8 protein-coding genes are annotated in these 12516 nt (G+C 32.0%); 6 read left to right on the forward strand and 2 right to left on the reverse strand.

Annotation, left to right across the window (positions count from 1 at the left end):
• Positions 1–61: 61 nt before the first annotated feature.
• Entirely contained in the window at positions 62–1678 is a 1617-nt protein-coding gene (locus ACQY44_RS11930) for a S8 family peptidase (protein ID WP_428230572.1), read from the reverse strand.
• Between the two features lie 287 nt (positions 1679–1965).
• Here ACQY44_RS11930 and ACQY44_RS11935 point away from each other — a divergent pair, with 287 nt between their 5' ends.
• The 3 genes from ACQY44_RS11935 to ACQY44_RS11945 all read left to right on the forward strand — a co-directional run bounded on the left by ACQY44_RS11935 (position 1966) and on the right by ACQY44_RS11945 (position 8819).
• Positions 1966–5211 carry a T9SS type A sorting domain-containing protein gene (locus tag ACQY44_RS11935; protein ID WP_428230573.1) on the forward strand — a complete coding sequence of 1082 codons (3246 nt, stop codon included), beginning with the start codon at positions 1966–1968 and terminating at the stop codon, positions 5209–5211.
• A gap of 2 nt (positions 5212–5213) precedes the next feature.
• Complete coding sequence (locus ACQY44_RS11940) at positions 5214–5906, forward strand: hypothetical protein (RefSeq protein WP_428230574.1); 693 nt, start codon at positions 5214–5216, stop codon at positions 5904–5906.
• A 171-nt stretch (positions 5907–6077) separates the two neighbouring features.
• Positions 6078–8819, forward strand: a complete 2742-nt coding sequence (locus tag ACQY44_RS11945; protein WP_428230575.1) for a T9SS type A sorting domain-containing protein — start codon at positions 6078–6080, stop codon at positions 8817–8819.
• A 76-nt stretch (positions 8820–8895) separates the two neighbouring features.
• Here the strand turns inward: ACQY44_RS11945 and ACQY44_RS11950 are convergent, their stop codons facing one another.
• Positions 8896–9753, reverse strand: a complete 858-nt coding sequence (locus tag ACQY44_RS11950; protein ID WP_428230576.1) for an MBL fold metallo-hydrolase — start codon at positions 9751–9753, stop codon at positions 8896–8898.
• 405 nt (positions 9754–10158) lie between these two features.
• On the opposite strand from ACQY44_RS11950, the gene ACQY44_RS11955 reads away from it, so the two are divergent.
• The 3 genes from ACQY44_RS11955 (at position 10159) to ACQY44_RS11965 (ending at position 12503) form a co-directional block, all read left to right on the forward strand.
• Positions 10159–10488 (forward strand): HesB/IscA family protein, encoded by a 330-nt coding sequence (locus ACQY44_RS11955; RefSeq protein ID WP_065451634.1) that lies wholly within the window; start codon positions 10159–10161, stop codon positions 10486–10488.
• Between the two features lie 70 nt (positions 10489–10558).
• Positions 10559–12007: a Fe-S cluster assembly protein SufB gene (gene sufB, locus ACQY44_RS11960; protein WP_395353244.1), complete on the forward strand. Its 1449-nt coding sequence runs from the start codon at positions 10559–10561 to the stop codon at positions 12005–12007.
• A gap of 7 nt (positions 12008–12014) precedes the next feature.
• Positions 12015–12503 carry a flavodoxin family protein gene (locus tag ACQY44_RS11965; protein ID WP_428230577.1) on the forward strand — a complete coding sequence of 163 codons (489 nt, stop codon included), beginning with the start codon at positions 12015–12017 and terminating at the stop codon, positions 12501–12503.
• Positions 12504–12516: the final 13 nt, after the last annotated feature.

The raw sequence follows: 12516 nt of genomic DNA on the forward strand, positions 1-12516 counted from the left end.
ATCGTTTTAATAAAAATGGAAGAGTTGCCACTCTTCCATTGGATTAGTACTGTATATTGTTTTATTTCTTAGACATCTTTTCTGCCATCAATAAAGCATTGTAAGCATTGACCATTTTTCCCGTTCTAGAAGTTTCAGAAGCTGGTGTTGGCACATGATCTTCTCCTAAAACTACTGTTGCAGGAAGTGCCACTCCGGAATCCATTAAGATATGCTTTACTTGTGATGCTTTTAGTTTTGGATAATAAGAACGAATCAATGCTGCAACTCCTGCGGTATTTGGAGATGCCATTGAAGTTCCCTGCAAATATTTGTATTTATTGTTTGGAACAGTTGCATAAATTTCTTCCCCTGGAGCAAAAACGTCAACATTTATTTTTCCAAAGTTAGAAAATGGAGCTACAACATTTTCTCCATATTGTTTGTTTATTGCACCAATTGTAATCACATTATCCACAAATTCTTTGATGTTATCTTCAGAATCATTTGGGTAATTAATATTTTCTGTTTTATCGATATCATATCCGTCATTTCCGGCTGCATGTACAATTAAAACATCTTTTTTGGCTGCGTATTTTATCGCTTCGTAAACCCATTTTTTATGTGGAGAGAAACTTTTTCCAAAACTTCCGTTAATCACTTTTGCACCATTATCAACCGCATAACGAATGGCCAAAGCAATATCTTTATCATACTCATCGCCATCAGGAACTGCTCTAACAGTTAATATTTCGACATTGTTTGTAACTCCGTCTCCTCCTAAATTATTACCACGAATTTGCGCAATAATTCCGGCTACGTGAGTTCCGTGAAGTGCTTTTTCTTTATCTGGTCCAAAAACTACATTATTTCCGTAATGAGCATCTTTGATATCATCCGGATTATCTCCGACTATTTTTCTTCCGTTATATTCTTTATTCAGATTATAATTGAATTGATCGTAAACAGATTCTCTGTAATCTTCCAATTCTGTTTCGGGATCAAAAGTTGGTCCTGCATTAGTCAAAATTTGGATCATCACCATTTTAGCTCTCGCTACTTTTGGATCCGTTGATGTAATGGTGCTTAAGTCTTCTAATTTATAAGTCGTTTTATTTAACTCTTTTTTTATAGTATTATGCACATCTATCAAAAAGTCTACTTGTTGTTTGTCTTCTACAACTTTTTTAGATTTTTCTTCATATTGTGCTAAAGCGTTTTTATATTCAGCAGAGCCATCATCTCCTTTTTTAACAACACGTGTTAATTCAAGATTTTCATGAACGGCATCTCCAAGAAAATTCCACCCGTGTACGTCATCGATGAAACCGTTTTTATCGTCATCGATTCCGTTACCCGGAATTTCTTTAGGATTTGTCCAGATCATTCCCTGCAAATCCGGATGCTCAATATCTACACCGGAATCTACAATACCTACAATTACTTTTACCCCTTTTTTTCCTTGTAGCAATTCGGCATAAGCCCTGTCAACACTCATTCCCGGAATCGAATCTTTTATTAAATCAAGATGACTCCATCTTTTTAATTCATTTTCGCTAAGTGGTGCTTTTTTAACAACAGCTAAAGGAGCAGTAATCAATTCTCTTGAAGTAGCAACCTGTGCTTGTAAAGTAGCACTACAACCTGCTAATACAAGCAATGCAAATGCAGATAATGTATTTATTTTTATAGAACTCATGTAGCTATTTTTAATATAAGTTAAATTATGGGCCTAAATTATGATTTTTTGTTACATAAAACTAACGATTAACACTGTGTTATGATTTTTACAGTCTCGTCTAAAGGAGCCTTCAACTTTACAAAAAACTTCAAAAACAAAAATCTCAGCCCATTTAAAAGTAAAATTCTTACCTGAATTATTTTCATTCAAAATATGTTAAAAAAGAAGTCCCCATTTACGTGTTCCCGTAAAGAAATCCCAATTGTAATTTGTACTCTTGCGCGATACAATCATAAATCGAGTCTATGAAAACAAAACTACTCTTATTTTTACTATTACTTTCTTTAACCATTACCGCCCAGACCAATCTGGTACCTAATGGTAATTTCGAAACCTGGTCTTCCTCTTCTCAGCCTGACAATTGGTATCGCTTTCTTAGCGGTTATGTGTCGCAGAGTACAACTGCCCAAAATGGCAAATCGAGTACAAATATGATGGTTGCCACGGGAACTTTTAATTATATTAATAGTGAATATTTTGCTGTACAAGCAAACAAAACTTATCGTGTAACCTTGTATCACAGAGCGGTAAAAGGAACTTTTTCTTCTATAGATTTAAGTTTATATCATAAACCGGGCACTTTTAAAGAAGAAATAATCAAAAAATCTGATGTTACTTTTTCTACCACAGAATGGAGAAAAATTGAGTTTGAATATACATCGAAAGTTGCGGAAAATATCGAAGTCGATATCTGGACAAACGGATCGCTTAATTCTGAAATTTTGATCGATAACGTGTCTGTTGTAGATGTTGCAGATGTGCCGGTACAATATACTTTGATTCCTGATGCAAATTTTGAGAAACTATTAATTACTTTAGGAATAGATTCTGGTACAATTGATGGTAAAGTGCCTACTGATAAGGTAAATAAATTAACTACTCTAAATATTAATAATAGCAATATTTCTGACTTAACCGGGATTCAGGACTTTGTGGCTTTGACTTCGCTGACCATATATTTGAATAAACTAACAAGTGTAGACGTCTCTAAAAATACTGCTTTAAAAGAACTAGATTGTCGATGGAATAGTATAGCGACATTAAATCTTTCCAACAATTTAGCTCTAACAAAATTAAACTGTTACGCAAATAAATTAACAAGTTTAGATGTTTCTAAAAATATTAATTTAACTTCTCTGGACTGTAGTAGCAATGAAATAACCACATTAGATCTTTCTAAAAACACAAAATTATCAACTATAAATTGTTTCTTTAATTTATTAACGAGCTTAACAATCCCTACCGGAAATACCCTAACTAACTTAAGCATAGGAAATAACAAATTAACGACTCTGGATATTTCTACAAATACTTCTCTAAAAAGTCTAGAAATAAGGAAAAATCTACTAACATCTCTAGATATTTCTAATAATGTAAATTTAGACCATTTTGTTTGTTCTGAAAATCTAATAAAGAGCTTAGACGCTTCTAAAAACACCAAGTTAACTTATTTTTGGTGTTATTATAATAGTTTGTTAGAAGAAATAAACTTAAAAAATGGCAATAATACTAAGATAAATATTAACGACTTATACCTTACTGACAATGGTAGTTTAAATTGTATCGTGGTAGATGATGTAGCTTACTCAAACACAAATTGGTCGGCAAAAAAAGATCCTTACGCAAATTTCAATGCCACAGTATGCTCTACACCGCAATACACTCTTATTCCTGATGCAGGTTTTGAAAAAACTTTAATAGATCTAAAAATTGATGGCGTTGAAGATGGTAAAGTATCTACTACTAGAATTGCTAACATCAAAACTCTGGATTTAAGTAAAACAAATAATACTTATAAGATTACTGATTTAACTGGAATTCAAGATTTTGCAGCACTAGAAGAATTACAATTCCCTAATAACTACAATGCTACAATACCAACATTAGATTTTTCTCAAAACCAATCTTTGAAGAAATTAGATTGCAGACAATCTGGCATAACAAGCTTAAATGTTTCTAAAAACACGGCACTTACGGAGCTAAATTGCTACGGTAATAAATTAACAGCTTTAGATCTCTCTCAAAATCTTGCGTTAACAAAACTGGATTGTTCTTATAATAGATTACCAACTTTAAATGTTAGCAAAAACGTAAATCTTATTAATCTTTCTTGTTCTGCATCTAATATAGAAGGCGTTTACAGTATACAACAAGGCTTATTAACAAGCTTAGATCTTTCTAAAAATTTAGCATTAGAATTTTTAGATTGCAGTTTGAATGAAAAACTTGTTGGCTTAGATGTTTCTAAAAACACGAATTTAACCTCTATTAATGTTGGTTATAATAAATTAAAAACTATTGATTTTTCTGCCAATAAACTTTTAAAGAATATTTCTTGCCCAAACAATCAATTAACATCTATAGATCTTTCTAAATATCCAGTTTTAGAATCAATAGATTGCTCTTATAACCAATTAACAGTTCTGGATGTATCTCAAAAACCCGCACTTAAAATACTTATGTGTGATTACAATCAGCTAACAAATTTAGATGTATCAAAAAATATAGCATTAGAATTTCTTTATTGCGGCAATAATAAATTAACAACTTTGGATCTATCTACTAACCCAAAACTAAAACAACTTCTTTGCGGCAGTAATACCAACTTGACAAAATTAAATTTGAAAAATGGTGGCAATACAAATTTTGACCCTACTTATCAGAGCATTTTTTCAAACAATCCAAATTTACTTTGCATACTTGTTGACGATGTTGATTATGCTAATAAAAAATGGGCCAAATACAAAGATGCAACTGCAAGTTATAATACAGAATGTAGTTTTAGCTTATCTTCTAAAAACTTTACTGTAGCATCAAAAGGCGAATCTTGTGTTGGCGAAAATAACGGCGAAATCACCATTACAGCAACTGCACAATTTCCTTATGTTGCAAGCATAAACGGAAAATCTGCCACATTTACAAACAATAATTTAAAAGCTGCTAATCTGGCGCCAGGAACCTATACAATTATTGTAACAATTCCGGGAGAAGTTTACGAACAAACTTTTAATTTGTCAATTGCCAAAGCAACAACAGTATCAGGAAAATCAAGCATAACATCAAAAACAGTTGACGTAGAAATTACAGCAGGAACTGCACCATTTACTGTTTTTGTTGATGGAGCAGAACAGTTTCAAACCAATGATATTGCATTTTCTGTAGATGTTAATAAAACTGCTTTAGTAGAAGTTGCAACAGCAAAAGCCTGCGAAGGTATTTTTGCCAAAAAGGTTTCTGTTTCAGATTTTGAATCACAACTTTTAGCTGCTTATCCTAATCCTACTTCAGCAAGTTTTGAAATTGAAATTCCAGGCGTTAAAAATGAGGTTACAATAGAATTATACAATTTCTCCGGTCAATTAGTTTCGGCTAAAACTTATCCTGTCGAAAGTGGAAAAGCACAATTGAATCTTGAAAATCAACCTTCAGGAATTTATGCTGCCAAAGTTTATTTAAACACTCCGGAATACATTAAAATTATAAAAAAATAAAGATGAAGAATTTTATATACATATCCATCATTGGTTTTCTATTTACAGCTTGTGGCGGCGGTGGAGATGATTCTGCAGCTCCAGAGGCAAATATTGCTCCTACCTCACCTGCATTAGTATCCCCCGTAGACAACAAACTATGTGTTGACAATACTGTTTCGTTTCAATGGAAACTTTCTACTGATGCCAATAAAGACGTTATTACCTATCAAATTCAGGTAGCAAAAGACAATACTTTTACTCAGATTGTAAAAACAAACGAGGTTACAGCTGATAATTCTTCAATAAGTTTAGATAAGAATACAGCCTACTACTGGAGAGTAAAAGCTACAGATAGTAAAGGTCTTTCGAGCGCTTATTCTCCTACATACAAGCTTTATACAACTGGCGAAACTGTGGTAAATCACTTGCCGTTTTCTCCTGAATTAGTACAACCTGCTATTAATTCTGTATTGAATACAACAACGGCAACTTTAAAGTGGAAAGCGACAGATGTTGACGCGACAGATATTTTGACTTATGATGTTTATTTTGGAAAAACAAATCTGCCTACAGCAAAAGTAAGTGAGAATACAAGTGCAATTTCTTTTGATGTTACACTTGATCCAGCAACAGAATATTTCTGGAAAGTTGTTGTAAAAGACAATAAAGGAGGAGAAACTGTTGGTCAGGTTTGGAAATTCAAAACCAACTAAAATTTTAATAATTACAATTTGTTACCAAAAAATCCCATTTTCGATATACTGAAAAAGGGATTTTTTTTATGTTTCTTATTTTAATTTCAAAAGTCAATTAAACACATTACGTCTTTCCGTAAAAAAATGTCGATCACAAATCGTATACTTGTACCACATAATCAATTGTCTATGAAAACAAAACTACTCTTCTTGCTATTATTGGCAAATTTTTCTCTTTATGCACAGCAGTACACTTCTATTCCTGATATTAATTTTGAAAACAAATTAATTCGTTTAGGAATAGATTCTGGAATGGCTGACGGGCAGATTCTCACTTCAAGAATTGCTTCACTTACTTCTCTGGATGTTTCATCAAGCTCTATTAAAGACTTAACTGGAATTGAAGATTTTGTAAGATTGATTACTTTAAATTGTTCCTCAAATCAATTAGTCAACTTAAATCTTTCTAAAAATACCGTTTTAACTATTTTAGATTGTAAAAGAAATCAACTAAAAGCCTTAAATCTTGATAAAAACACAGCCTTAACTTCTGTATCTTGTGAAGAAAACCAAATAAAGAGTCTAGATGTTTCGAGAAGTACATCACTTACTAATTTATCTTGCAAACAAAACGAAATTAACAGCTTAGACCTTTCTAAAAATATTGCTTTAACGATAGTTAATTGTGCATATAATAAATTAACCCTTTTAAATGTTTCTAAAAATGTTAATCTAACCCGATTAGAATGCGAGAGAAATCAATTAACAAGTTTAGATTTAAACAGTCCAAAACTAACAATTCTGTCTTGCGCGTATAATCAAATAACGACTTTAGATGTTTCTAAATGCCCGAAACTAACGGAATTTAGCTGTAATAATAACAATTTATCTTATTTAAATTTGCATAACAAAAATAATACTTTGTTAACTTATATTGATTTCACAATAAATCCTAACTTAGATTGCATTGTAGTTGATGTTTGGTATTATTCTAATGCCAATTGGCCTACAAAAAAAGACGATACCGCAAATTATGTCCCTTTTTGTGGAGTAAAATACACTTTAATTCCTGATGCAAATTTTGAACAAAAATTAGTCAATCTTGCTCTCGACGATGAAGTAAACGGAGCTATAATTGTAACTCCAAAAATTAGTTCTTTGACAAGTTTAGATGTTACTGGCCTTAAAATTAAAGACCTGACTGGGATTGAAGAGTTCATATCTTTAACATACCTTAATTGTTCCTACAACCAATTGACAAATTTAAATGTAACCAAGAATACTTTGCTTAGAAAATTTATCTGTGAGCATAATTCTTTGACTTCTTTAGATGTTTCTAAAAACATAGATTTAGGTGAGTTTCTTTGTAATAATAATAAATTGACTGCTTTAGATGTTTCCAAAAATAAAGAACTCAGCTATTTTTATTGTGATTATAACCAAATAGCTGTTTTGGATGTTTCTAAAAATACAGATATGAGAACGTTATACTGCAATGACAATCAACTTTTAAGTGTTAACCTAAAAAATGGTAATATCTATGGATTATTTGCTTATGCGAATATGCGAAGAAATCCAAATCTAACCTGTGTTCAGTTAGACAAAAATACTTCAAATAATGAAAGCTCTTTTTACGCTGATGCTGGGGTGAGATTTTCATATACTTCTGATTGCCCGACTTACACTACAATACCTGATAGCAATTTTGAAGACAAATTAATCGTATTAAAAATTGATAAAGACGGAAAAAATGGAATAGTTGCAACATCTAGTATTTCAGTTATTACCTCTCTTGATGTGTCTTCTAGTTCTATTGCCGATTTAACAGGAATTCAAGATTTTACAGCTTTGAAAACCTTAAACTGTTCTTCAAACCAATTAGTAAATTTAGATTTTTCTAAAAATCTAAATTTGACTAACATTAATTGTAAGAACAATAATTTGGAAAAACTGAATTTGAAAAATGGTAAGAACACACTTTTGGTAACAGGAGATTTCACTTCTAACCTTGCATTAACTTGTATACAAGTAGATGATCAGGAATATTCCAAAACTAAATGGGCAACTTACAAAGACAATACTGCTAGTTATAATAATGACTGTACACCTTATACCTTAATTCCCGATTCTAAATTTGAGGACAAACTAATTTCTATGGAAATTGATAAAGATGGAAAAAATGGAAAAGTAGCAACTGCAAGTATTATAAATGTTCCATATTTATACATAAGATCCAGCTTTATTACCGATTTAACAGGAATTCAGGATTTTAAAGCTTTGACAGACTTAGATTGTTCTTCAAATCAATTAAAAAACATTGATGTATCTAAAAACTTGTCATTAGCTTATTTAAACTGTTCTGCAAATAAATTAACCTCTTTAGATGTTTCTAAAAATGTGGCTTTAACTAGTTTAAACTCGTCTTCTAACCAATTAGCAAACTTAGATCTCTCTAAAAATATACTTTTGGTAGGTTTCAATGGTAACAATAACAATCTTGTAACTTTAAATTTAAAAAACGGAAACAATAAATCAATTAACGATAGATCAATAACTCTTGATTTTAAAGGAAACTCTTTATTAAAATGCATACAGGTTGATGATGAAAATTATTCAAATACAAATTGGACACAAAGAAAAGACGCAACAACCGTTTTTTCTTCAAATTGTTCTACTTTAGGAATTGAAGATTCTGTTTTTGATAAAGCGGTAGTTTACCCTAATCCGACTAAAGGTGTTTTAAACATTAAAAATGTTAGCTTAGAAAAAGCAGACGTTTATAATGCATTAGGACAACTTGTAAAATCAGTTAGATTAAATTCAAGTAATACCGATAGTACAATTAATTTATCTGGTCTTCCAAAAGGAATTTATTATGTATACTTAATCAATCAAGATGCTGCTTCGGCTAGAAAAGTGATTGTAGAATAAGTCATATATAGTTAAACTAAAATCCCGTTTTCACAAATATTTGAAAACGGGATTTTTTTATGTTTTAAATCATCTTCTAAAGAATATCTTCGCAAGTAAAAACGTCTTTCAATCGAACACCTTTTTCTGTATGTTCTACCGTTATAATCTGATTGTGCGCATCGTGCTCTAAAAACAAATAATAGTTATTATCTGCCGCTGCATTCAAAAATTTTGATTTCTCCGGCATTGTCAATAAAGGTCTTGTATCATAACCCATAACATACGGTAACGGAATATGTCCAGCTGTAGCTAACAAATCGGCACAAAAAACAATGGTTTTATCCTGATATTGAATATGCGGAATCATTTGCTTTTCGGTATGGCCATCAACATAATAAATTCCGAAATTCATTTCTTCAGAAAAACCAAAATCAGCATCAGGACGGTTTATAAAATTCAATTGTCCGCTTTCCTGCATTGGTAAAATATTTTCAGACAAAAAAGACGCTTTCTCACGAGCATTCGGTTTTATAGCCCATTCCCAATGATTCTCGTTTGTCCAAAACCTAGCATTTTTAAAAGCCGGCTCATAAAAAGTTTTGTCTGAATTCCATTGTACACTTCCACCACAATGATCAAAATGCAAGTGTGTCATAAAAACATCTGTAATATCATCCCGGCTAAAACCATATTCCGCCAATGATTTATCAATAGAATGTGATCCCCAAAGCGAGTAATAACCAAAGAATTTTTCAGATTGTTTATTTCCCATTCCGGTATCAATCAAAATCAGTCGGTTTCCATCTTCAATAAGCAAACAACGTGCAGCAATATCGATTAAGTTATTGGCATCGGCCGGATTCGTTTTATTCCAGATTGTTTTGGGCACAACACCAAACATAGCACCGCCATCTAACTTAAAATTTCCGGATTCTATTGGGTATAATTTCATGAGAGTAAATTTGTAATATGGTAACAAAGCTAGGAAATACAATTTCTTTATGCTAAAAATTTCACTTTAAAAGCTACCGTCCCACTATTATTATGTTATTTATTGTTCTCAAAATCAAAAATCAAATTATTAAATAAATTTTTCTTTAACTATTATCAAATTACTTTGAACTCCCCTATTATTTATATAAAAGTTGAACATTGTTGTCTTATATTTTATTGATATAACTAATATCTATTTTAACATTTGTTATAATAATGTGAAGCGTTATGGAAAAAGGTTTTTAAGTCGTATCTTTGCAGATAATTTCATTTCAACATTGAAAGACAGCACTTTAAAATATAATCATTTAATTACTGTTTTGAATGCAAATTCAAATGAATGCAAAAACAAATACCATAAACAATGATAAAAGTTTCTGATACAGCCAAAAAGAAAATCATCGACTTGATGAAAGATGATGGTTTTGATGCTGCACATGACTACGTAAGAGTAGGCGTGAAAAGTGGCGGATGCTCTGGTTTGTCTTATGATTTAAAATTTGACAAAGCCAAAGGCGACGACGATAAAATATTTGTAGACAACGACATAACGATTGCAGTTGAAAAAAAATCATTTCTATATTTAGCCGGAACAATTCTTGAGTTCTCAGGTGGATTAAACGGAAAAGGTTTTGTGTTCAACAATCCAAATGCAAGCAGAACTTGTGGTTGCGGGGAATCTTTTTCGCTATAAAGTAAAGTCTAAAAAGCAAAAATTTAAACGCTTAAAAACTTAACTTTTAAGCGTTTTAAAAAACTAAAAAATGTCAAAATACACTGAAGACGATTTAAAAATCGAACTCGAAACCAAAGAATACGAATACGGATTTTATACTGATATAGAATCGGAGACATTCCCTATTGGCTTAAACGAAGATATCGTGAGAGCTATTTCTCTTAAAAAAGAAGAACCTCAATGGATGACCGACTGGCGTATCGAAGCTTTTCGCGCATGGAAAGAAATGATCGAACCGGAATGGGCAAATGTTCATTATGTAAAGCCGGATTTTCAGGCAATTTCTTATTATTCAGCTCCAAAACAAGTAGATCCAAATAAAACTTTGGATGATGTAGATCCGGAACTTCTTGAAATGTACAAAAAGTTAGGTATCTCTGTTGATGAACAAAAAATGATGAACAATGTCGCTATGGATATTGTGGTCGATTCTGTTTCTGTAGCTACTACTTTCAAAAAAACTTTAGGAGAAAAAGGAATTATTTTCTGCCCGATTTCAGAAGCTATAAAAGAACATCCTGAATTAGTGCGTAAATATTTAGGAAGCGTTGTACCTCAAAAAGACAACTTCTATGCAGCATTAAACTCAGCGGTTTTCTCTGACGGAAGTTTCTGTTATATTCCAAAAGGCGTTCGTTGCCCAATGGAACTTTCAACTTATTTCAGAATCAATCAGGCAGGAACAGGACAGTTTGAAAGAACTCTTGTTATTGCTGATGAAGGAAGCTACGTATCCTACCTTGAAGGTTGTACCGCTCCAAGTCGTGACGAAAATCAATTGCACGCTGCTGTAGTTGAACTAATTGCTTTGGATGATGCCGAAATTAAATATTCTACAGTTCAAAACTGGTTTCCTGGAAACAAAGAAGGAAAAGGTGGCGTTTATAACTTCGTTACCAAAAGAGGTTTATGCGAAACAAACGCTAAAATTTCATGGACACAAGTTGAAACTGGTTCTGCTGTAACCTGGAAATATCCTTCTTGTGTACTTAAAGGAGACAATTCGGTAGGAGAATTTTATTCAATCGCCGTTACCAATAATTACCAACAAGCTGATACAGGAACGAAAATGATCCATTTAGGTAAAAACACTAAATCGACTATTATTTCTAAAGGTATCTCGGCTGGTAAATCACAAAACAGCTACCGTGGATTAGTACAAATTAGCCCTAGAGCTGAAAATGCAAGAAACTTTTCGCAATGCGATTCTCTTTTAATGGGTAATAACTGCGGGGCGCATACTTTCCCTTATATCGAAAGTAAAAATCCATCAGCAAAAATAGAACACGAAGCCACTACAAGTAAAATTGGAGAAGATCAGGTTTTTTATTGCAACCAAAGAGGTATCCCAACTGAAAAAGCGATTGCCTTAATTGTAAATGGTTTCAGCAAAGATGTATTGAACAAATTGCCAATGGAATTTGCTGTTGAAGCTCAAAAATTATTAGAGATTTCTTTAGAAGGATCTGTAGGTTAATTGCGAAATGGAAGGTAAGAAAGTAATCATTTTAGGTTCAGCCAGAAAAAACGGAAACACAACCAGAATTGTAGATGAAATTTCTAAAGAAACCGGAATAGACATAATTAATTTAAGTGATTATAATATTTCTCATTATGATTACGAAAGCAAAAACAGAGAAGACGATTTTTTGCCCCTGATAAAAGGAATACTCGAAAAGTACGACACTTTAATTTTTGCAACGCCCATATATTGGTACAATATGAGTGGAATCATGAAAGTTTTCTTTGATCGTTTTTCGGATTTAATCCGAATTGAAAAAGAAACCGGAAGAAAACTTAGAGGAAAGAAAATTGGCGTGATATCAAATTCACACGACAATGAAATTGAAGAAAGTTTTTATATCCCGTTCAAAAAATCAGCCGATTATTTAGGCATGGAATATTTAGGACACGCGCATTTTAATGCTAACATCCTAAACCAAACAACAAAAATAGAATTGACATTTATATAAAATAAAAAAAACA

Origin of the sequence: Flavobacterium sp. (assembly GCF_965277525.1) — a bacterium.
Classification (GTDB): Bacteria; Bacteroidota; Bacteroidia; order Flavobacteriales; family Flavobacteriaceae; genus Flavobacterium.

Coding starts and splice junctions, on each gene's coding strand:
- ACQY44_RS11930 (WP_428230572.1), bottom strand. CDS start 1,678: ATGAGTTCTATAAAAATAAATACATTATCTGCATTTGCATTGCTTGTA.
- ACQY44_RS11935 (WP_428230573.1), top strand. CDS start 1,966: ATGAAAACAAAACTACTCTTATTTTTACTATTACTTTCTTTAACCATT.
- ACQY44_RS11940 (WP_428230574.1), top strand. CDS start 5,214: ATGAAGAATTTTATATACATATCCATCATTGGTTTTCTATTTACAGCT.
- ACQY44_RS11945 (WP_428230575.1), top strand. CDS start 6,078: ATGAAAACAAAACTACTCTTCTTGCTATTATTGGCAAATTTTTCTCTT.
- ACQY44_RS11950 (WP_428230576.1), bottom strand. CDS start 9,753: ATGAAATTATACCCAATAGAATCCGGAAATTTTAAGTTAGATGGCGGT.
- ACQY44_RS11955 (WP_065451634.1), top strand. CDS start 10,159: ATGATAAAAGTTTCTGATACAGCCAAAAAGAAAATCATCGACTTGATG.
- sufB (WP_395353244.1), top strand. CDS start 10,559: ATGTCAAAATACACTGAAGACGATTTAAAAATCGAACTCGAAACCAAA.
- ACQY44_RS11965 (WP_428230577.1), top strand. CDS start 12,015: ATGGAAGGTAAGAAAGTAATCATTTTAGGTTCAGCCAGAAAAAACGGA.